23 protein-coding genes are annotated in these 22479 nt (G+C 39.1%); 16 read left to right on the plus strand and 7 right to left on the minus strand.

Annotation, left to right across the window (positions count from 1 at the left end):
* Positions 1-936, minus strand: coding sequence for an acetamidase/formamidase family protein (locus MLE13_RS16355; RefSeq protein ID WP_240750814.1), 936 nt, complete (start codon positions 934-936; stop codon positions 1-3).
* 127 nt (positions 937-1063) lie between these two features.
* Positions 1064-2062 carry a potassium channel family protein gene (locus MLE13_RS16360; RefSeq protein ID WP_240750815.1) on the minus strand — a complete coding sequence of 333 codons (999 nt, stop codon included), beginning with the start codon at positions 2060-2062 and terminating at the stop codon, positions 1064-1066.
* Between the two features lie 272 nt (positions 2063-2334).
* Between MLE13_RS16360 and MLE13_RS16365 the strand changes: the two genes are divergently transcribed.
* From MLE13_RS16365 to MLE13_RS16375, 3 genes are all read left to right on the plus strand, one after another.
* Complete coding sequence (locus MLE13_RS16365; protein WP_240750816.1) at positions 2335-2544, plus strand: hypothetical protein; 210 nt, start codon at positions 2335-2337, stop codon at positions 2542-2544.
* A 193-nt stretch (positions 2545-2737) separates the two neighbouring features.
* Positions 2738-2917: a hypothetical protein gene (locus MLE13_RS16370; RefSeq protein ID WP_240750817.1), complete on the plus strand. Its 180-nt coding sequence runs from the start codon at positions 2738-2740 to the stop codon at positions 2915-2917.
* A gap of 142 nt (positions 2918-3059) precedes the next feature.
* Positions 3060-3524, plus strand: coding sequence for a low molecular weight protein-tyrosine-phosphatase (locus tag MLE13_RS16375; protein WP_240750818.1), 465 nt, complete (start codon positions 3060-3062; stop codon positions 3522-3524).
* A 71-nt stretch (positions 3525-3595) separates the two neighbouring features.
* On the opposite strand, the gene MLE13_RS16380 is transcribed toward MLE13_RS16375, so the two are convergent.
* Entirely contained in the window at positions 3596-4447 is an 852-nt protein-coding gene (locus tag MLE13_RS16380) for an NAD(P)H-hydrate dehydratase (RefSeq protein ID WP_240750820.1), read from the minus strand.
* A gap of 257 nt (positions 4448-4704) precedes the next feature.
* Between MLE13_RS16380 and MLE13_RS16385 the strand changes: the two genes are divergently transcribed.
* Complete coding sequence (locus MLE13_RS16385) at positions 4705-5643, plus strand: MBL fold metallo-hydrolase (RefSeq protein WP_240750821.1); 939 nt, start codon at positions 4705-4707, stop codon at positions 5641-5643.
* A gap of 328 nt (positions 5644-5971) precedes the next feature.
* On the plus strand, positions 5972-6691 hold the full coding sequence (locus tag MLE13_RS16390) for a 3-ketoacyl-ACP reductase (RefSeq protein ID WP_240750822.1): 720 nt from the start codon (positions 5972-5974) through the stop codon (positions 6689-6691).
* A 497-nt stretch (positions 6692-7188) separates the two neighbouring features.
* Here the strand turns inward: MLE13_RS16390 and ptsP are convergent, their stop codons facing one another.
* Together ptsP and MLE13_RS16400 are read right to left on the minus strand one after the other, a co-directional pair.
* Complete coding sequence (gene ptsP, locus MLE13_RS16395; protein WP_240750824.1) at positions 7189-8907, minus strand: phosphoenolpyruvate--protein phosphotransferase; 1719 nt, start codon at positions 8905-8907, stop codon at positions 7189-7191.
* Entirely contained in the window at positions 8904-9173 is a 270-nt protein-coding gene (locus MLE13_RS16400; protein WP_008496420.1) for a phosphocarrier protein HPr, read from the minus strand. Before MLE13_RS16400 ends, ptsP begins: the two co-directional genes overlap by 4 nt.
* A 190-nt stretch (positions 9174-9363) precedes the next feature.
* Here MLE13_RS16400 and MLE13_RS16405 point away from each other — a divergent pair, with 190 nt between their 5' ends.
* The 5 genes from MLE13_RS16405 (at position 9364) to MLE13_RS16425 (ending at position 14358) form a co-directional block, all read left to right on the plus strand.
* The gene (locus MLE13_RS16405; protein WP_240750825.1) at positions 9364-10116 is read left to right on the plus strand and encodes a DeoR/GlpR family DNA-binding transcription regulator; all 753 of its coding nucleotides are present in this window, start codon (positions 9364-9366) and stop codon (positions 10114-10116) included.
* Entirely contained in the window at positions 10113-11045 is a 933-nt protein-coding gene (gene pfkB / locus MLE13_RS16410) for a 1-phosphofructokinase (RefSeq protein WP_240750826.1), read from the plus strand. Before MLE13_RS16405 ends, pfkB begins: the two co-directional genes overlap by 4 nt.
* Positions 11042-12949 (plus strand): PTS fructose transporter subunit IIABC, encoded by a 1908-nt coding sequence (locus tag MLE13_RS16415; protein WP_240750827.1) that lies wholly within the window; start codon positions 11042-11044, stop codon positions 12947-12949. Before pfkB ends, MLE13_RS16415 begins: the two co-directional genes overlap by 4 nt.
* A gap of 176 nt (positions 12950-13125) precedes the next feature.
* Entirely contained in the window at positions 13126-13497 is a 372-nt protein-coding gene (locus MLE13_RS16420) for a nuclear transport factor 2 family protein (protein WP_240750829.1), read from the plus strand.
* A gap of 273 nt (positions 13498-13770) precedes the next feature.
* The gene (locus tag MLE13_RS16425) at positions 13771-14358 is read left to right on the plus strand and encodes a histidine phosphatase family protein (protein WP_240750830.1); all 588 of its coding nucleotides are present in this window, start codon (positions 13771-13773) and stop codon (positions 14356-14358) included.
* 127 nt (positions 14359-14485) lie between these two features.
* Here the strand turns inward: MLE13_RS16425 and MLE13_RS16430 are convergent, their stop codons facing one another.
* Complete coding sequence (locus MLE13_RS16430; protein WP_240750831.1) at positions 14486-15019, minus strand: 2'-5' RNA ligase family protein; 534 nt, start codon at positions 15017-15019, stop codon at positions 14486-14488.
* A 519-nt stretch (positions 15020-15538) separates the two neighbouring features.
* Between MLE13_RS16430 and MLE13_RS16435 the strand changes: the two genes are divergently transcribed.
* Positions 15539-16606 carry a fatty acid desaturase family protein gene (locus MLE13_RS16435; protein WP_240750832.1) on the plus strand — a complete coding sequence of 356 codons (1068 nt, stop codon included), beginning with the start codon at positions 15539-15541 and terminating at the stop codon, positions 16604-16606.
* A 239-nt stretch (positions 16607-16845) separates the two neighbouring features.
* On the opposite strand, the gene MLE13_RS16440 is transcribed toward MLE13_RS16435, so the two are convergent.
* Entirely contained in the window at positions 16846-17034 is a 189-nt protein-coding gene (locus tag MLE13_RS16440; RefSeq protein WP_240750833.1) for a hypothetical protein, read from the minus strand.
* 118 nt (positions 17035-17152) lie between these two features.
* On the opposite strand from MLE13_RS16440, the gene MLE13_RS16445 reads away from it, so the two are divergent.
* From MLE13_RS16445 to MLE13_RS16465, 5 genes are all read left to right on the plus strand, one after another.
* Positions 17153-17605, plus strand: coding sequence for an SRPBCC family protein (locus tag MLE13_RS16445; RefSeq protein WP_240750834.1), 453 nt, complete (start codon positions 17153-17155; stop codon positions 17603-17605).
* Between the two features lie 18 nt (positions 17606-17623).
* A complete protein-coding gene (locus MLE13_RS16450; protein ID WP_240750836.1) occupies positions 17624-18073 on the plus strand; it encodes an SRPBCC family protein in 450 nt (149 codons plus the stop codon).
* Positions 18070-18576 (plus strand): AAA family ATPase, encoded by a 507-nt coding sequence (locus tag MLE13_RS16455; RefSeq protein ID WP_240750837.1) that lies wholly within the window; start codon positions 18070-18072, stop codon positions 18574-18576. Before MLE13_RS16450 ends, MLE13_RS16455 begins: the two co-directional genes overlap by 4 nt.
* Before the next feature lie 186 nt (positions 18577-18762).
* Positions 18763-20025, plus strand: a complete 1263-nt coding sequence (locus tag MLE13_RS16460; protein WP_240750838.1) for an MBL fold metallo-hydrolase — start codon at positions 18763-18765, stop codon at positions 20023-20025.
* Positions 20026-20102: 77 nt separating this feature from the next.
* Positions 20103-22106 (plus strand): ABC1 kinase family protein, encoded by a 2004-nt coding sequence (locus tag MLE13_RS16465; RefSeq protein ID WP_240750840.1) that lies wholly within the window; start codon positions 20103-20105, stop codon positions 22104-22106.
* The last annotated feature ends 373 nt before the right edge of the window (positions 22107-22479 follow it).

Here is a 22479-nt window from a genome sequence, read left to right on the forward strand (position 1 = left end):
TTAGCGTAGTACGCCGTGAGGCAAGATGGCGTGGACGCCCTTAACATCATTAACAACTTGTGTAACATGTAGGTCAACCGCCACACTCGATAGGGCAGTCGCTTCTGTACGTGTGATGCCATAAAACTCTTCCATGAACGACACCATTTCAGCCAAAGCAACAGCTGCTGCTTCGTTAAGATCTTCATTAAAACCGAACGTAATCCATCCAGCAGGCGTATTGGCTCGAGGCATCGATAAATTCATGTCTTTATGCAAAATTAACGTAACATCCACTAAATCCATGGGGCATTCAATCGCTGTACCTGAACTTTCACCGTCTCCTTGCAAAGCATGACCATCACCTAATGAAAAATTGGCACCTTCTACAGAAATCGGTAAAAATAAACTGCTCCCAGCTACTAGCTCTTTACAGTCAATGTTTCCACCAAAGTAGCTTGGTGGTTTTGTTGAGAAAGTCCCAGCTTCGCCTGGTGCAACAGCCATGAGTCCAAGAAAAGGAGATAAACCGACCCGGAATTCTTGTTCGCCGAGCTTGCAACTCCCAGTCATTCGAGCAGCATCTAATGTCCAATCGAGTTGGATACGAGCGCTTTTTGTGATACCGAGTTTGTCATTTTGCCAAGAAGGTAATCCTCCTGCCCAGTTTCGACCGTACCAACCCGGTACCAATTTATTTGTGCGAACTTCTAACACCATACCGGGTTTGGCGCCATCTATCGCAATCGGACCAATGATTGGGTGAATAAGTTTATCTTCATGTTCTCTAGAAGTGAAAATTGTTCGTTCTTCGTCAGGAGTTGCTGAATAGCCCCATTCAATGTCGATTGTTTTTAATTGAATCGTATCTCCTGAATGGATTGTTAAAATCGGTTGATAGTCACGATTAAACGATGAATGAAAATGAGTTGAGTTGAGTAATATAGAATGAATCAAAAGAGTTCCCCTTCCAGATGCAAGAATTTTCTGTTTTTATTACAATTATACCAATTAATTCATTCAGATAACAAAATTTATGCCGAAAATCGAAAGCGGCCGCAAATAAAGGCTGCGACCGCTTTAATTAGTTTGTATCAGTTGGCCAAGGACGACCATCTGCTTCTAAACCACCGAGTAATTTTTTTCGGCGGGTTTCTATTTTCTTATATGCTGATGTGTATTCTTTTTCCGGTATTAATGGAACGCCTTCTTCACGTAGGGAATTGAAATCTGGAAGAGAAGGAACTTGTTCAGATGGTTTGAAAAAAGATGGATTGAGCGTTTCTAAATATTGATCTACACTAGAACGCATTTCTTTTAACAGTAATTGGTTCGGGTGATGTTTTTCTGGAACTGCAAACTTAATAATGCTCAAGCTTTCATCTAACACCGTAATGGCTGTTGGCATAGCGGTTGTATTGCTTGTCGCATGATAATAATGCAAGACAGGATAGGCGGCATGTTGAGCAGCGAGAGAACCTAAATTTTCCGAAAAGCTAGCTAATAAAAGATTTAGGTCATGAAAATCTTCGCCATTCCAAGCACTTCTTGCAATTTCTTCAGCAGACTCGCCAAGGCCATGAACACTAACCGCGAAAGAACGTTTCATCGTCACGGCGCTTAAAATGGAGATTAAATACGTTACACCAAATGTGATAAACAACATTCCGGTAGCTGTTGCAATGACTGATATGATTTGTGCGGTTCCTTCCATTGGGCTGAAATCGCCATTTCCTAATGTGAAAATTAAATAACCAGCAAAGTAAAAGCGGTCATACCATGAAATTGGATCTGTGCCGTGAGAAGGAGATATGGATTGTTCTAAACCTGCAAATGTTAACGTCCAACCAATCCACAATAAGCCTATCCACATGAGTAATGTGGCACTTAAAACGAGCGGGCCAGCTAAGCTCAATTGTCTTGAATGTTTTCCGCCGGTTATTCTCATGAATTTCCAGATCGAAGAGGATAAGCGTTTGGTCACTGGTCCTGCTCCGCCATCAATCCATAAAGTAGTCCATGTAAAATCGATAATGCATAAAATAAGTACTATTATTCCAGCAATCAAATATAAAATCTCCAAAAAATCAGTCCTTTCATCTAGTAGTTAGTCGAATAACAATCGCGTGCAGTCTTTTTTAATGATAATGCTTTATCACGTGAATTCATAAAAAAATGACAATAATAAGCTATTCATACTTCGTAGAATAGCGGTATAAAGTGCTTACTTAAAGAAAGGTCAAGATTGAGATGAAACGTTTCTTTGTTTTCGCTATCCTAGTAATGCCGCTTATCATCTTGATACAAGGCTGCACATAAGAAAAGGTAGTAGACAATGAAGAGGAGGAAAACCAAATGGGTAAAATAGCAGGAAATTGGCAAGGCATAATACAAATACCAAGTCAGAGCTTGCCGATAAAAATAAGGTTCAGTGAACAATCAGCTAGTATTTCTATACCCGAGCAAGGCATTACAAATCATCCACTTACAAATATTCGTTTTGATGAAACTTCCCTTTATTTTAAGATGAATATTCAAAATCAGCAATTACTGGCAGCAGGCTAATGCAGTCTGCTTTTTTCTACGAAAATGTATGCAAAAATTTTAGATTGAAAATAAAATAAAAAAACTATTTATTAATCTTATTTTTTTGCTAAAATAAGAAGTCGAGTTGATTAGAAGCTTTCAAAGATAAAGTCGGTCACTTGGAAAAAGGGAGGAAGCGTCAATTTCTAATAATTGGTTATGGTTGCCGGTATTGATTCTTACGTTAAACTGTATCCGCTATACAGAAACAATGATGCAGCAAAGTTTGACTTCGTACCAAGTCATCTCATTTTCGTTAAGTATCGTCGGCATCCTATATGTGCTGTGGGTCATTTACAAAGGAAAGCTAGTACGCAATAAACCAACCGGCAAAAGACATTTTAAAATCTAACTGCCGGTATAAAACAGCTTGTCTCATTTGATGGGACAAGCTGTTTTATTTTGTTGGGAAGAGTTAAGAGAGAGTCAGACTCTTAGTATCTACGTCTATAATTCTGATGTTATAATGAAAAAAATGATAAGGGGGAATCCTAATGATTCGCGTATTATTTGTCTGCTTGGGGAATATTTGCCGGTCTCCCATGGCAGAAGCTGTCTTTAAAGAACTCGTGAACAAAGACTACTTATCTACAAAAATAAAAGTGGAATCGGCTGGAACTGGAAACTGGCATATCGGCGACGATCCGCATCCGGGAACATTAGAAATTTTGGACAAGCATGATATTTCAGCAGAAGGCTTAAAAGGGCGGCAGCTCCAACAAAATGATTTTGAGCGATTTGACTATATTGTTGGGATGGACGAAAATAATATAGCAGATATCCGTTCGATGTTAAGTCAGCCGGTTCATCCGAAAATTTTTCGCTTTTTAGATTTAACCTATCATGCTAAGGACGTTCCCGATCCTTATTTCACAGGTGACTTTAACGAAACTTATGAGTTAGTTACGGAAGGTTGCACTGCTTTACTTCAGAAAATTAAAGAAGAGCAAGTTGTTTAGTGGAATAAAAAAATAAGGGTTTTAAAACTGTCGGTTAGTTGGTTAATACAACTAAGCGGCAGTTTATTTGGTTATTTCTCAAATCTCCCCCACACGACCGGCAATAAGTCGCTTATTTCATGTGCGAGCATCGTATGCGCGGAGCGAGTATTTATCCATTCATCTGCACAAGCTCCGTGAAGGTATACGGCGTTAAGTACGGCATGGCGCCAATTTGGATGACAACATAACATCCCAAGTATCATACCTGTAAGCGTGTCACCGGTACCGCCTTTAGCAAGTGCGCTATTGCCGGTTGGGTTTATCCACGTTTCGCCGTCCGGAAAAGATATAACAGTGTTAGCACCTTTCAATACAATCGTTGCTCCTAATCTTTTGGACCAGCTCGCCGCATAATATGTTCGGTTTTTTTGCAAATCGTCCACTTCTACACCTATAATACGAGAAAATTCAGCGAGGTGAGGTGTCAAAATAATGGGGGACTGTCTAAATGGATAAGACCGTTCACTTAATGCACCGGCATCTAAAACCACTGGCATATGGCTTTCTAGAAGGACCTGAACGGCCTTTTCTGTTAGATCGTCCGGTTCTGTACCTGGACCAATCGCTGCTGCGCGGAAAGTATCGACGGAACTTTGCCGTTGTGCGATTTGCTGTAAGCCGTCTGGTAAAAATGTAGCTTCAGGTAGTCGAGGGACAATCATCGCAACCGCTTCAGTTTCGGTGGCAATGACTAGCTTGCCAACACCGCTACGCATAGCGCCTAATCCTGCAAGTAAGGCAGCACCAGGCATATCTTTAGTACCAGCAATTAATAAAGCGGTGCCATAGCTTCCTTTATGGCTCGTTGCATCTCTTTTTGGAAGTTTCGCCTTGACATGCTTTTCTGTCCATATGAGCTTTTCCTCATTTACTCCAACCATTTCGCTTTTCCTCCTATTCGTAACGCCAACTTATTTAGTTACTTTAACAGTACGCATTGTTTTTAAAAATTGCAAAATCAGATATTATTCTATCTCAGCATCGCTTTTGCTAATGAGGTTAAAACACAGAAATTCCGGAAATCAACGTTAAAAAAAGTCCTTAAACCTTAAAAGGAATGGTAGAATATTCTATCAATGGGTAAGGATTCTGATTATCGTCTATCTACTGGTCCATATAAAAAAAGGGGATGAATAGCGTGGAAGTAAAGCAACCAATTCGTTTATCTGATCGGCTGCATTTAATCGATGGGTTTGATTTGGGATTGCCAGAGCGTACCGGTACTTATGTCATAAGCGAAAAAGAATTAACATTAGTTGACACTGGTCCAAGTTCTTCGATTAAGCATGTCAAAAAAGGATTAGCTCATTTAGGATTTTCTCTTGAAGACGTTAAATACATAATTGTTACCCATGTTCATTTGGATCATTCAGGAGGAGCGGGACTATTACTGCAAGATTGTCCGAACGCAAAAGTCGTTGTTCATCCAAAAGGCGCTAGACATTTAAGCGACCCGAGCCGTTTAATTGCGGGTGCGAAAATGGTGTACGGAGACCAATTTGATCAATTGTTCAATCCGATACTAGCGATTCCAGAAGACCGCTTGCTCATAAAAAATGAAGGGGATCAATTGGAAATTGGACCAACTTGTCGACTTACCTTCTGGGATACACCGGGACACGCTAACCACCATTTCAGTATTTACGATCCTGTTAGTAGCGGACTATTTGCGGGAGATACAGTAGGAATTCGTTACGATCAATTGGTGAGAGAAGGCATTGATTTGTATTTGCCATCAACTTCACCTAACCAATTCAATCCAGAAAAAATGCACGAAGCGATAGAGCGTATGACTAAAGCCGATTTGGATGCTATATACTATGGACATTTCGGCAAAACAAATCAACCTGAAATAGCATTACGACAAGTCGCAGAGTGGCTAAAGATTTTTGTTGAAGAAGGAAACGCTGCAATTGCTTCTAATCTAAATGCGGATCAATTAGCAAAACGATTATTTGAGCGAGTTCAACAGTATTTAAAATCACAAAATGTATTGGATGACCATGAAGTATATGCTTATATTCAAGTAGATATGCAAGTAAGCGCTATGGGGATTCTACATGCCTTGTCAAAATAAACCGCAGCCTGTGCAAATGCACAGGTTTTTTATTGACTTTTTTTGAATAACGAAATGGATAACTAATCAATGCGGAAATAGAGAGTCTTTTTATTCACTTTATGTATAGTGAATGATTTTCCGTGAATATTCATACTGATGCAACCATGTGGAGTTGAATAAAATTATTCATAAGTTGGGGAAGTAAAGCATTCACACAAATACGCAAGTTCTGTTTACACACTAGCCTCTTTAGGGTAAATAAAAAAATAGACAACATCCCAATGAATTTGTTCAACATAACTAAATTAAACAAACTGGGAGAATTTAGCGAGAGGTGGACATAAAAATGCAAATATTAACAGAGAAAACAGCTTTTATTACAGGAGCGGGTAAAGGAATCGGGCGCGCAACAGCACTAGCTTTAGCAAACGAAGGAGTCAATGTTGGGTTGATTGCACGAACCGAGTCGGATTTAGTAAAGCTTGCCGCAGAAATTAAGTCATTGCGGGGGCGTGTAGCTTATGCAGTGGCAGATGTATCTGATTTGGCCCAAGTAGAAGCAGCTATTGAGAAACTGACTAACGAAATTGGTACAGCCGATATATTAATCAATAACGCAGGAATCGGTAAATATGCACCATTTTTGGAGTTGCAACCAGAAGAGTGGAAACGGATGATTGATGTCAATTTGATGGGTATGTACTATGTTACTCGAACAGTATTACCACAACTGATTGAAAAAAATGGCGGAGACATCATTAATATTTCTTCAAGTTCAGGATTGCGAGGGACGGCTGGATCGAGTGCGTATAGCGCTTCGAAGTTTGGGGTTCTTGGTATGACTGAATCGTTATCTCAAGAAGTTCGTAAACACAATATCCGTGTATTTGCTTTAACACCAAGTCGGGTAGTAACTGATTTAACGTATAAAGAAGGAGAAACTGAACAAGAAAAAGAGAAATTCATGCAGCCAGAAGATTTGGCTGAATATATGGTGGCGCAATTAAAACTGCATCCGCGTATTTTCATCCCAACTTCGAGTCAATGGGCGACAAATCCTTTTTAATATATAGGTCTATTGCTCGTTAATCTTATAGGTCAGCAAGATATTTAATCTGAAATTCCTTTATTTCACACGGTGTGTGGAGGAGTTTCAGATTTTTCATTCGTAATATTTAAATTGTAATTTTAGTCGTTAGATATTACAATATATGTAAGTTTGTTAAATAAACAAAACATTTTTGTGAAAACTGTTAGAACATAATGCAGAAGAATGGGGTTATATTAAAAAGATTTAAATTTGTTTATCTATCAAAACAGCAATAAGGAGGAGAAAGATGGGGGATTTCTTTTTGGTGTTGTTAATTGTATCAATTACAATGTTTTTTATAGGGCTAGTTAAGCCCACATTTGTATTAAGGTGGATACCTGAATCTAATAGAAACCGAATGAAAGTTGTATCTTCTTTCGGTCCTATCATCTTAATATCTTTTATTTTGTTTGGCATAACGATAGAATCGCCATAAAAAAACGAGCAAGGGAAATGATCCCAAGCTCGTTTTTTTAATTAGTTGGTAGTTGTTTAACGTAGTCTTCAACTTCCTGAGAATTGCTTAGCGCTAGAATACGATCTGTGTGTTGTGCCATTTCAGCTTTTGAAAGTTTACTAATTTGCGCACGAGCTTTTAAGATAGATGAAGCGCTCATCGAGAACTCATCTAGGCCAAGACCAAGTAGAATTGGAATCGCAATTTCATCTCCAGCCATTTCGCCACACATACCTGTCCATTTGCCTTCACGATGGGAAGCATCGATAACCATTTTGACTAAACGCAAAATGGCTGGATTAAATGGCTGATACAAATACGACACGCTTTCGTTCATGCGATCTGCGGCCATTGTATATTGGATCAAGTCATTTGTCCCAATCGAGAAGAAATCGACTTCTTTTGCGAAAGTATCAGCCATCACTGCAGTTGAAGGAATCTCAACCATGATGCCAACTTCGATTGTTTCGCTTACTTCGACGCCTTCAGCTTGAAGCTTCGCTTTTTCTTCCAATAATAACGCTTTAGCTTCGCGGAATTCGTCAAGTGTTGCAATCATAGGGAACATGATTTTCAAGTTGCCGTGTACGCTTGCACGTAAAAGTGCGCGCAATTGAGTTCTAAACATATCCGGCATTTCTAAGCAAAGACGGATTGCACGTAAGCCAAGAAATGGGTTTAGTTCTTTTGGCAAATCAAGGTAAGACAATTCTTTGTCGCCACCAATATCTAGTGTGCGAACAACAGTTGGTTTGCCTTGCATGCCTTTTAATACAGCAGCGTATGCTTCTACTTGTTCGTCTTCTGTTGGGAATGAGTCACGTCCCATGTAAAGAAACTCTGTACGGTATAAGCCAATCGCTTCGCCGCCGTTATCAACAACACCTGTAATATCTTTTGGTGTTCCAATATTGGCACCCAGTTCGACAGCTTGCCCGTCAGCGGTAACTGTTGCTTCGTTTTTCAATACAGCCCATTCAGCTTTTTGCTCGTCATAAGCCAATTGTTTGTTTTTGTATTCTTCAATGACACTTTCATCTGGATCGATTAAAATCGTTCCATCTAATCCGTCAACAATAACAATCATGCCATTTTGGATATCTGCCATTGCTTTTTTAGCCCCAACGACTGCTGGAATTTCCAACGTACGCGCTAAAATCGCAGAGTGAGAAGTACGTCCACCAATGTCAGTGATAAAGCCTTTTACGAATTGTGCATTTAACTGTACCGTGTCAGAAGGTGTTAAATCTTCCGCAATGATGATGACTTCATCTGAAATCATACTTGGGCTTTGGATTGTTACACCTAATAGGTGACCTAGCACACGTTTTCTAACGTCACGAATGTCCGCAGCGCGTTCTTTCATGTACTCGTTGTCCATCGCTTCAAACATTGCGATAAACATATCCGTTGCTTCTTGCAAAGCAAATTCGGCATTAACGTTTTCAGTTTTGATTTTTTCAGTAATAGGTCCTACAAGTTCAGGATCGCTTAATACGAGAAGGTGAGCACCAAAGATAGCTGCTTCTTTTTCGCTAATTTGTTCAGCTGTTTTTTTCTGAATCACTTCTAGTTCTGCGATTGATGTTTCTAATGCAGAAGTTAATCGTGCCAATTCACTGTCAGTATCCGAAATTGTGCGCTTATCAACATTCAATTCCGGATTTTCCAAGCGAAAAGCTTTCGCAATGGCAATTCCATTTGAGGCCGCTATTCCGGACATTGTTTGGGTCATTGGTTTGAAATCCCTTCTTTTTCCATAACTGCTCCTGCTTGTTCAATGGCTTCGTTTTCGTCTGCACCATCTGCTGCGATTGTTACAACTGAACCGCTTGGAATACCTAAAGACATAACGCCTAAAATTGATTTTAAGTTAACTTTTTTGCCATTGTGTTCAAGTGTGATGTCCGAAGTGAATTTTGACACCGCTCCTACTAATGCTGATGCTGGACGTGCGTGCATACCTGCTTCATCTGTAATTGTGAATTGTTTTTCGACCATGATTAAATTCCTCCTTATAAGTAGCGTCATTTTAAACAAATCGGTGACCGTTTTTGACGGTTTTCGAATGCTTTTAAAAAATAAATGACTTTTTTTGATTGCTTATGAATGATTATGATTGATTTTGGAAGCGATTTCAAGTAATATCTTTTTAACAGAACTTTTAAACTATTGAAAAGAGGGTGATAGCTTGCTGACCAACGAACGACATCTCTTTATTATGCAACTACTAGAAGAAAAACAGACAGTCAAAATTCAAGAACTTGTTGAATCGACTGGCGCATCCGAATCAACGATCCGCAGAGATTTAGTCGACCTTGAACATGCCGGAAAGTTGGAACGTGTTTTCGGCGGCGCGACATTAACCGGAAAAAATTTGCTAGAACCGAGCATTTCAGACAAATCAACGCAATTATTAGATGAAAAAATAAAAATTGCAAAATTCGCTGCTTCTTTTGTGCAACAGGGCGATAGCGTTTATTTGGACGCCGGTACCACGACCTTTCAAATGATTCCATTTTTGAAAGACAAAGATCTTGTTGTTGTGACAAATGGTTTGACACTTGTCGAGGCACTGAATAACCAAGGCATTACCACTTATTTAACAGGTGGATTGATGAAACCTCGTACCGGTGCTTTTGTTGGTTCTCAGACGATTCAAGCTTTGCAAAACTATCGTTTTGATATCTGTTTTCTTGGCATCAATGGTTTCCACCCAGAATATGGTTATACCACACCAGACCCCGAGGAAGCCGCCGTTAAACAAATGGCAAGTTCTTTATCACGAAAGACATATGCACTCGCTGATCATTCCAAAATCAATAAAATCAGTTTCGCAAAAATTATGGATCTAGAACGTGCCACCTTAATTGTAGATGAAATATCCAAAGATGCCAATGCTGTACTTGAAAAAAAGACAATTGTAAAGGTGGTGAAACCATGATTTACACGTGCACCATTGCGCCGTCCATTGATTATACCGTGTATCTCTCTGAATTTGACAGTGGAAAGCTAAATCGCACAAACGATGTGTATTACTATCCGGGTGGAAAAGGTATTAATGTTTCTCGCGTATTAAAACGTCTAGGCGTGTCTAACAAAGCACTCGGATTTGCTGGCGGCTTTACAGGACGTTATATAGAAGAATACTTGAAAAATGAAGATGTGGAAACAGATTTTATTGAAACAGCAGAAGTTACCCGTATTAACGTCAAGATTAAATCAGAAACTGAAACAGAGTTAAATGGTCCAGGTCCTGAGTTAACTGCAGATCAGTTAGGCGCTTTAACGAAAAAGGTTCAAGATATGAATGAAGGTGACTGGTTTGTATTGGCTGGTAGCTTACCAAGTACGATTTCGCCAGACTATTTTCTAGAGCTCGCTACACTCTGTCATACCAAAAGCATTCGGTTTGTACTTGATACTTCCGGTCCCATGCTTAAGAGCATATTGACAGCTCATGTTTTTTTGGTCAAACCCAATCAACAAGAACTTGGTGAATTGTTCGGAGTGGACATCACTAATCTGACTGACGTTTATCATTATGCCCATAAATTGGTCGCCAGTGGTACTGAACATGTAGTCGTTTCTATGGGGGGCGACGGTGCCATGCTTGTTACTAAAGACATCGCACTTATCGCCAACGCACCAACAGGAACCGTTGTGAATACAGTCGGAGCTGGAGATTCACTGGTCTCTGGATTTATTGCTTCTTACGCAACTAATGGAGATGCTGCACAAGCTTTCCGTTTGGGTGTGGCAAGTGGCAGTGCAACGGCTTTTCGATCTGATTTATGTGAAAAAGAAGATGTGGAAACATTGCTTGACCAAATAGAAGTTCACCCATTCGAAGAAAAGGATGTGACACAATGAAAATCACACAGCTTTTAACTGAACAAACCATCATTTTGGACTTATCTGCTACTACAAAACAACAGGTATTAGAAGAACTGGCAAACCAATTAGACCAAGCCGGTAAACTATCGGATAAACAAGCCTTCATGAAAGCCATTTTAGAACGTGAAAGTCAAAGTACCACCGGAATTGGTGATGGCATTGCCATTCCTCATGCTAAGTCCGCTGCAGTCGAGTTTCCGGCGATAGCGTTTGGTCGTTCACAAGAAGGTCTTGATTTTGAATCGCTTGACGGTCAGCCTAGTAACTTATTTTTTATGATCGCAGCGAGCGAAGGCGCAAATGATGATCATCTTGAAGCGTTGTCACGTCTTGCTACTTTTTTAATGGATGAAAAGTTCCGCACAAACATTTTGGCAGCGCAATCAAAACAAGAAATACTAGAAATTGTTACTGCGAAAGAAGCAGCTGTCGACCAACCACAAGCAGCTGCTGAACAGACGCCCGTTGATGGCACACAAAAGAAAATTTTAGCCGTTACGGCGTGTCCAACAGGGATAGCGCATACGTATATGGCCGCTGAAAAATTAAATGAACGCGCTAAGGAACTGGGTATTTCAATAAAAGTGGAAACAAACGGTTCGAGTGGTGTGAAAAATCGATTGACCGCTGAAGACATTGCCGGAGCGGATGCCATTATTGTGGCGGCTGATACGAAAGTCGAAATGAGTCGTTTTGACGGTAAGCCGGTTATTCAAACGGCGGTTGGCAAAGCAATTTATGAAACAGACAATTTGTTAAACCGGGCAGTGACGGGAGACGCACCAAATTACACACATGTTCAGTCGAAAGATGAAGCAGATACGGGTGAGACAAAAGGTGGCTTTTATAAACATTTAATGAATGGTGTATCCAACATGTTGCCATTTGTTGTTGGTGGCGGTATCCTCATTGCCATATCGTTTTTCTGGGGCATTAATGCAGGTAATCCCGATAGCCCTGAATACAATGAATTTGCAGCGATGTTAAGTACCATTGGTGGCGGCAAAGCGTTCTTCTTAATGGTGCCTGTTCTCGCTGGCTTTATCGCCATGAGTATTGCTGATCGTCCCGGCTTTGCACCAGGTATGATCGGTGGATTGATTGCCATTACGGTGACTGGTGTAGAAGGTGCAAGTGGTGGGTCTGGTTTCCTAGGTGGATTGATCGCCGGATTCTTAGCAGGATATGTGACGCTACTCGTTAAGAAACTGTTTTCTGGATTACCTAACTCTTTAGAAGGATTAAAACCGGTGTTGTTTTTCCCAGTCTTTGCGATTGCCATTACTGGCATCATCATGATGCTTGTCAATCCGCAGCTGACAAAGGTATATACAGCAATTTCTTCTTTCCTTGAAAGTTTAGGAGGAACTAACTTAGTATTAGTTGGGTTATTGCTTGGCGGTATGATGGCGATAGATATGGGTGGTCCTATTAACAAGGCTGCTTATACATTTGGTCTGGCCATGCTAGATGCACAAAACTTCAACTTTATGGCAGCCGTTATGGCAGCGGGTATGGTTCCGCCTTTAGGTTTAGCAATTTCGACAAGTTTGTTTAAAAACAAATTCACAAAGCCAGAACGTGAAGCAGGAAAAACCGCTTATGTTCTCGGTGCTTGCTTTATAACAGAAGGCGTTATCCCGTTTGCTGCCGCTGACCCGGCGCGTGTCATTCCTGCAACTGTTGCAGGAGCATCGGTGACGGGCGCGCTCGTTATGTTGTTTGATATTGGATTACGCGCACCACATGGCGGGATATTCGTTATTGGTTTAGTAGACGGCGGTGTACCGAACATCTTATTGTACATTGCTGCTATTTTAATCGGTTCTGTTGTTACGGCACTTGTTGCAGGAACGTTGAAAAAAAGAATCGTCGCGTAATGAAAACCGCTCCAAGGTCAAACCTTGGAGCGGTTTTTATATTGGTGTTTTACTGCTAATAAATGGGTATTGATTAATATGGATACTTCAGGACCGGGACATTTAAATCAACAGCATAGGAAGAGGTGAACATGTAAGTTAGTAGCATGAAAAATTTACGAAAGGAGCAACTAACAATGGAAACCGCAAAAAATGCGGATTTTTTCCGTCAGTTTAATCATGGTTTTTTTCAAGGAGACCGTGAGTTTATCGAAAACAATATAACCGAAGATGTTGTATGGAAAATGGTGGGTTCCGAATCGATTGTAGGGAAGCAAGCTTTTCTCGATACCGCATTTGGGTTAGAGGAAGGGTATTCAGATCTTGAATACTCGATTGATTTTTCGGTAATGAATGATAATAAAGCAGCACTTAAAGGTAAAATGATTCGAAAAGGAACAGATGACAAACCCAAGGTATATGCATTTTGCGACTTTTATGAGTTAAATGGCGAGAGTGAATGCAAAGTAAAAGAATTAACGACGTTTCTCATAGCGATTGAAGAATAATAAAAAAGTCTCAAATGGGAGTGCACCCCAAAAGTTAGAGTTCAAATCCAACTTTTGGGGTGTTTTTTTATATGAATAGCAATTTAAGGAGTTAATGTAGCTTCTTACATAAGGACATATACATAAGTTCACAATCTATAAGTAAATAGAAGCAAAATTTAGGGAATGATGAAAAAGTTAATTTGTTATGTTTTAAATGGTTATCAAGTGAGTCTATTTCGTATTTATGCTAAACTAGTCGAATCAATTCGCATGAATACAGAGGTGAAGTAGATGACGACGATATGTTTAGTCCGCCACGGCGAAACGGACTGGAATGTACAAGGAAAAATTCAAGGGAAAACCGATATCCCTTTAAATGCTGAAGGCAAGAAACAAGCTGCACGTTGTGCTCATAGTTTGACCAATTCTGATTGGGACGTCATTATTACAAGCCCTCTTAAACGCGCCAAACGAACGGCTGAACTTATTAATGAAACCTTACAATTGCCACTTATTGAAATGCCAGAGTTTGAAGAAAAACATTTTGGCGATGCAGAAGGGATGACATACGAGGAGCGGGCTTTAACGTTTCCAGATCGTCATTATCCAAACCAAGAAGATAACTACTTGTTTGCTGAACGTTTGTCCTCGGGACTGCAAATCATTAATGAACGCTACCAAAACAAACGTGTATTGCTTGTTTCACATGGTGGGGTTATTAATGCTTTACTCGGCACTTTATCAAATGGAGAAATCGGTTCTGGCAAAACGAGGTTGTTGAATGCTTGTTTTAGTCATATTCAGTTTGATCAAACCAATTGGGTTATTGAAAATTATAACCAAGTTAGTCATCTTGAAAAAGTGGTGAGCGGGACGTAAATAGAAATGCAGCTAGACCAAATTTATAAGTCTAAACTAATGCCAATATTCAACTAAAGAACATGATAGCACCCCAACTCGCATGGTTTTAAAAAACCTGAATTGCGTAGCGGAGGTGCTATTTTTATTAATCTTTTAATTGAAGGTCCATATACTTTTTATATTTTCCTGGTGAGACTTCAGCGTATATTCTCACAACTGAAACTTTAAATGTTGGATAGGGACTAAGTTCTTTTTCAGCGAGAGCTTTCATCTCAATAAGGTCATTTTTTGATAGTCCATAATAAACTTTCCCTAACGTTATATGAGGAATAAAATCTTTTAGTTCATAATATTTTTTTATTAATTCTTCGCTAGGAGATACAACATGGATTATTGTTTCATGAAGTTTTAATAGTTCTGGTGATTTAACACTTAAATATAAAATATCTTCACCGAAAAATTCAGGCTTACTTATTGTCACACTAAAAGAAGGGAAGGTTTTACATACTTTCTTTATTTCATCAATCCATTTTTTATCTGGAGCTAATCCACCTTGAGCTTTTAATGTGAGGTGTGGTTCAACAGCATTCATGATTCGATGATTTTTCCATTTTTGTTGAAATTTCATAATACTATGTTTATATTCTTCTGGTGGCACGATACCGATGAAAAATTGCACATGAATCCCTCTTCAACGTAGATTAAAGTTCTCTTTCTACCTTTAAATTTATTAACACTTCATGATTTTAAATAGCCTTATGTCAGAATTTACACTTAAAGTAAATAGATAAAAATCAAGTCACTATAAGAAAGAGAATTAGTCTGTGAGAAGAAATCCAAAGCTGTTCATTTCATTATTACTACTAGTTATAATGTCACCGATATTAGCTACAGGGTAGATAGTACTTAATAAAGAAAAAGAAATGAAATCATTATGAATTTATACGCTTAACCTTTATAGTAAAGCAGAGCGCGAACCTTTAAATTATAACGAGTATCTTTAGTTTGGCTGATTTGTGCGCAAAAGCCCTGTTTTTGGCTCAGCCAAACCGTCAGTAGAAGTTGGCGTAATTTAATGAATCCGCCAGCTAGCTCTCTTTCCGTGGGAGACATGTCCCATCTGACAGCGGATAGCGAATTTTAATCGCTCCTAAATGTTAGAAAAGAAGAAGTAGTTGTATATTAATTGGAGGAAAATATGAATAAAGAATTTCACTCTTTTGGCTGGTATGCGTCTAAAGTATCGCCGCATCTGCCCAAAAAAGCATTTAAACCGGTTCCAGGACGTTTACTTGGTGGTCTGGCTTATTTAATTATTTCAATCGCAGGAATGTTTGCTATTGGAATATATGAACTACCTTTTCTTGCGAACATAGCCATTTCATTTGTAATTGGAACAAGTTTTGCCGCAATGGGATTTTTAGGACATGAAATCTTACATGGAACGGTAGTGAAAAAAGCTAAATTGCGTAATTTACTCGGAGCAGTTTTCTTTTTCCCTCTTCTTACGGGACCACTACTATGGCGTAAGTGGCATAATATGACCCATCATGTTCATACTCAAAATGAAGAGAAAGATCCTGATACGTGGTTGTCAAAAGAAGATTTAGACAAAAAGCCTGCAATGAAAATTATCTATCGATTACCATTTTCAGTCCGTGCATTTCTAGAGTTTTTCGCTTTGTGTTTTACTTTCACATTGCACTCGACTAAAATATTTTTCGCTTATATTAAGGAGTTTAAACCTGAAAAGCGTGGGGCAGTTTGGATCCAGTTTTTATTGCCGTGGTTTGCTTGGTTAGGTTTGATTTTCTTTATAGGAATAATAAACTGGTTATTTATATTTTTAATCCCTCATTTAATTGCGAATGCAATTGTAATGGGATATATTTCGACTAATCACCGGTTGAATCCACTCGTTCCTGTGAATGATCCACTAGCAAATACCTTATCGGTGACGGTTCCTCGGTGGATTGACGTTTTGCATTTCAACTTTTCTTATCATACAGAGCACCATATATTTCCAAGTATGAGCTCGAAGTATTATCCTTTAGTAAAAGAACTTATAAAGGATAGCTGGCCAAGTCGCTATCATGAGATGCCAATGTCGAGTGCTTTAATAGCATTATGGAAGACTCCTAGAGTTTATTACAATGGGAAAGATTTAATTGATCCTCAGGCCCAGTTGTTATATGGATCTCTTGGGAATGGTCTAAATCCCGAAGCAATTGAGCCGCGGCCGATGAATAACAGCGATACAAACTAGAGAATAAAACAAGCTTAAAGTTCTAAAGGGCGTATCTTGATAAAAGATACGCTTTTTTCACGAAGCTAAAGGGAGTGTCCCTTTAGCATTACGAAACGGAAAACCTTGCAGATGCAACTAGTTTAAGTTTTGTTGATCAAAGCACGAATAAAGATATTGACACACATGTATTCCGATAAAAACGAGCCCTCTAAGTGCATCATTCATTAGAGGGCTCGTTTTATACTAGTAGTTTGCGATTATTTGTTTTTATCAGGTGATTTGTCTTTATCCATTCGGTATATATATACAGCTAATGCGGCCATAAATAAAGCTGAATTAAACCAAAATACAAGATCTCCGAGCACTCCATCAAAAATCAACGCATTTGCTGCAAGAATGGCTTGCATGGCAAGGATAAATAAAAGCAATATAGTTGCAGTTTTCATTCTCTCACTCCGTTCCATTCCTTATTATAAAGATGAGCCCGATTAATACAAGGGACGTGAATGTTCTTAGCGCAAGTGAGATACTACTAACAAATACATATTCCGAGGTGGTCTACTAATGGTTAAATGGAAAGAAGAAATGACGATAGACGTCAACATCGAAAAAGTATGGCGTTTATTTCAAGACGAAAACATAAAATTAGTGATGCCGAAAATTGAAGAACATATTTTACTTGAAAAAGATAACAATGAACTTGGCGCAAAACACGCACAAAGTTATCATGAAGGCGGGCAACTGCAAACGTATATTGTGGAGACTGTAGGTTATGAAGATTTGCCGGACAAAAAGCTTAAACAAACACAGTTTGAAATGGGACAAAGCTTTGATGTGTTTTATTCGTTTACGTTAGTAAAAGAAAATGACAACCAAACTAGGATTGTTTACGAAGGTTTTAATAAAGGCAAAGGTTTGATGGGGAAGGCGATGTTATTATCCGGCAGTAAAAAGACGCGGCAGCAGACTGTAACAACGTTTATGGAGCGGGTAAGAGAAGAAGCGTTGAAATTATAGAAGGAGAGTGAGGGTACGATGGTTGAGTGGAAAGAACAACAAATAATCAACGCATCAATTGAACAAGTTTGGGCATTGTTTTCAGACGACAGGTTGCAAACCATCATGCCTCAACTTGAAAAGCATCAATTAATAGAAGGGCATCCCAATCAAGTAGGATCGAAGTACGCTCAGCAAAACCGCATAAAAGGCCGTGTGGTGAGTTATGTAATGGAAGTTACGGCTTATGAAAATTCACCTGATTACAAACAGAAAGACCTTTATTTTGTTCCTGCCGGCTTGTTTCACATTACATTAAGCTTTGTACTAAGAAAGCTAAGTAGCGATCAGACTTTATTTGTTTACAGTGGTACGAATCGAGGAGCGAACCTGATTGGCCGGACCTTGCTCAAGCTTGACGCGCAAAATAGCAGTAAGCAAGAAGTTGAGGAATTGATGGAGCGGGTAAAGGAGGCGGCAGAATCGTGAAGATTTACATCATTGGCTATGTCGGGAGCGGCAAGACGACGCTAGCGCGTCGATTGTCTGTAAGTTTAAGTATTCCACATTTTGAAACGGATAATTTTGTTTGGCAACGTCAAAAAGAAGGCGATGTTCGAAATCCGGAATCTGTAAGAGACGCCCAGTTTTCGCAAGCCCTCGAGCAGTCTAGTTGGATTATAGAAGGGGTACATCTTGGCTGGACAGATTACGCGATGGATATGGCAGACAAGGTAATCTTTTTAGATATTCCGTATCACACAAGAACATTTAGAGTTATTTTTCGCTACATCAACCAACGAGTGGGGAAAGAACAAGCCAATTATCAACCGAGCTTTGTTATGCTGCGGAAAATGTTCCAATGGAATCGCTATTTTGAAGACAGGATGAAACCTGAATTATTAACGAAACTCGGAGCGGCGTCAGAAAAAGTGGTGGTCGTAAACAACCGAAAACAATTAGATGATTTGCTAATAGAATTTGCGAAATAGAGAGAGTCTGTGTTTTTTATTTAATATGTAACAAACTACTTAAGGATTTATCAAATAAAATCAAAAACGTCAACAAGAAAAGAAAGAAATGTCTAAAGTACAAACGCTAAGCTATAGCAGACATCTCGCAAAGTCTGTATCATATTAGAAAAGCATGGAGCTGGAGGACGTTAGGGGGGACTGGACATGCTAAAGGTTTATGAACATGAACAAGTTGTATGTATAGAAGGAGTTTTAGAAGAAACTCGTAGTAAAGTATTTATCTTTTTAGTGGATGGTATGTTGATTGATACTGGAGCCGAGAAAATGCAGGATGAACTTAAAGATGCGTTATCAAAGCTATCGTTTGATCAAGTCGTATTGACGCATCATCACGAAGACCATACCGGAAATGCCGCTTGGATTCAGCAAAATTATCAAGTACCATTTTTTATTCATTCAATTGGTCAAAAAATTACAGATGAAGACGGCGTATACCCGGCTTATCGACAATTTACATGGGGGAACCGTGCTGCTTTTCATACACAAACTTTAGGTGAACAAGTAAATTCACGCACACTTCAATGGCAAGTAATCCATACACCAGGTCATGCAGACGATCATGTAGCATTGTATCATCCGGAATCGGGTCGTTTGTTTACTGGTGATTTATTTGTTTCACCAAAAACACGTGTTGTGATGAAAAATGAGTCGATCTCGCGTATTAAAACATCTTTAAGCAAATTATTGGCGTTGCCATTCCAATCTGTATTTTGCAGTCATGCCGGTTATCTTGAGAATGGTCGTGCTTTATTGGAACAAAAACTACATTATTTAGAAGCTTTACAAGAAAAGATTATTCAACTTTACGAGGATGGCTTAAGTCAACAGGATATTCATTGTCAGCTCTTCCCAAAAGCATACCCAATAGTTCAGTTTTCAAATGGAGAATGGGATTCATTGCACATTGTTACATCTACTTTAGCTGACTACTTAGAAAAAAAGAGTCGACATTTGCGACCAAGAGCTAACACGTTAGGCATTTTAAGAAAAGGTCAATCTATTTTATTGGAGCAACAATTTGCGCGTCATTCGGCAGGAGAAGGTCCATTTTACCGACCAATTGGCGGAACCATTGAACTGGGTGAACCCTCTACTAAGACATTAATAAGAGAATTTAAAGAAGAAATTGGTGCGGATATTAATATTGTTCGTTACGTGGACGTGATAGAAAATATTTATACGCTAAAAAATCAAGTTTATCACGAAATTTCGTTGGTTTATGAAGTGGGATTTGAACAGCATAACCTTTATGATCAAGATACTTTTGACGTTTTCGAAGATGGCAAAACGACAAAAGCGAAATGGGTATCACTCGAAGAGTTAGAAAAAAGTGAAACCGTTCTTTATCCGAATGGCTTGCTCGAACTACTTCAGAAAATGCCAAGTCCAGTTGCTAATAAGCTGTAGAGATTTACTAAACAGCCATTTGGCCATACCTATATTAGATTCGTTTTAAAGCTAACAATGAAAGGAGAATCTCTTCCATGATTTACTTCATTATGCTGCTGGAATTATTGGTCATTGCATTATTCATTTATTATGTAAGTGGGCGTTTAATGGGTTCGAAAGTCAATTTTACAAAGAGAATCCTTTCTGTGTTGTTAGGTGTTAGTTTAACAACTTTTGTTTATTGGTATTCTTATTTGCGTCATACGGACTTTTTGAACGAAGGGATTGGATTTGCTGTCGCTGACGCTAGCGCCATCATTTGGATCGGCAGTATGTTGCTCATTTCCATGTTGTTTTACTTGTTTTTCGAGTTGTTTGATCCAATGGAACTTGGAGAGCGCGGAGAACGGATTACAGGTCGAAAATTCATCGTTCAACGATTGAGACATCGCTGGCGACGCCAAAAACGGCTGAGTCAAGTACTAGAAATCGCCGTCAGAAACGGGTTTTCACGCACGATACGTTATGCGCGTCACCGTGAAAACAACCGCGATTTCGCTATTGCTTTTCGCGATACATTAGAACAAAGTGGTGGCATTTTCATCAAGTTCGGCCAAGTGCTATCTACACGGACCGAGTTGTTTTCACCGGTATTTATCGAAGAACTAGAGACCTTGCAGCAAGATGTGAAACCGTTAACGAGTGAGCAAGTAACAGCGATTTTAAAGAAATCATTAGCTGCTGGAGTGGAAGATGTTTTCTCAGAATTCAATATGGATCCATTAGCTGCAGGTTCAATCGGACAAGTCCATCAAGCTGTGTTGAAATCAACGCAAGAAAAAGTTGTCGTCAAGCTGCTACGTCCCGAAGTAAAAGGCGTTATGCGTAACGATTTGGATATTCTTGTTGAGTTTGCAGAATGGGTGACGAGTAAATCTACTTGGGCTGAGAACATCGGTTTTCGTGAGTTAGCGATTGGCTTTGCGAACGGTTTGCGTGAAGAAATCAACTTTGAAATTGAAACACGTAATACCATTCAAGTCGCAAATGCCTTAAGAAAAAGTGATTATCCTGTGAAAATTCCGCATATTTTTCAGGAGTATTGCAATGATAATTTGATCGTCATGCAGTATTTTAAAGGAAAAAGCATTTCGCGCGGACAAGCTGTTTTTGATCATTTTGCTATCGATCAAAAAGAGTTTGGACGTACAGTGTTGTTTTCGTTTTTTGAGCAAATGCTGTTTTCAGGTATTTTTCATGCCGATCCGCATCCTGGCAATATTTTTATTGATGAACAAGATGGAAAGCCTATTCTACTCGATTTTGGAGCTGTTGGACGTCTCGCAGCTCAGCAGCAAGACGGATTAAACCTCTTTATCATCGGTGTGCAACAAAACGACGCAGAAGTTATTTGTGACGCGATTAACGTGCTGGTAGAAGACAATAGTCATATTGATCGTCAAAAACTTGAACAATCAGTTGGTCAATTGCTGTTGAAAATTGCCTATGTCGATAAGATCCAAACTGAGGAACTGATTCATGCGATGTTTGATATTGTCCGTGAATTCGGGTTATCGTTTTATCCATCAGTCGGAATGGCACTTCGGTCATTAATCAGCCTGGACGGCACTTTACACACGATAGATCCGAAATTTGATATGTTCACGGAAGCTAAAGTGTTTGCGAAAAAATACAAAACGGCTGTCTTGAAAAAACCTTTTAAAGAACCGCGTGAAACGAAACAAAGAGTAGAAGAAGAATTAGCTTTATTAATCCCAGAATTGATGAAGTTGCCTAAACGTGCCGATCAGCTGATCCAGCGCATAGAAGGTGGCAAAATGATTCTCCATCATGATGTCTTTTCTGATAAACATAATGCCAATTTTATCTTGCAGCTGTTTTCGCGGTTTGTGTTATTGTTCTCAGGTATAACATTTGGACTGATTTCAGCCGCATTACTAGCCATTGCGCAATTTATCAATAATGCTTACGCCGTTTACTTGAATACAGCCGCCTATACTGGACTGTTTCTTTGTGTCATATTGCTTGTTAGACTATCGATTCAAGCAATACGTGATATGAAACGCAGTAATACGTGAGTAAACCTGCATCCTTTAGAGGGTGTGGGTTTATTTTTTATTATTCATAAATAATAGCAGAAGGTTTAATACAGTTAATTTATAAAAGGTGGAGTCATTTAAGTGATGATGTAAAACTTGATGCTACGATTTCTTCATATATGGCAAAAGATATTATCATCAGTAGACCTAAGTAAGTTGGAGATAATTCCTGGAAAATGGACTCAACATATTATTAAATTCAAGCATTTAGAGAGACTGCAAATATTTTACCAATTGATGAAGAATTAACAGGAGAAAACGAATCGCTCTGACGGATGAATTTGAAACTCAATTAGATAATTTGTATATAGATAATCTAAATACAAATTAATATAAAAAACTGCAACCTAAG

The sequence above is a fragment of the Planococcus halocryophilus genome (genome assembly GCF_022489025.1).
GTDB lineage: Bacteria > Bacillota > Bacilli > Bacillales_A > Planococcaceae > Planococcus > Planococcus halocryophilus_A.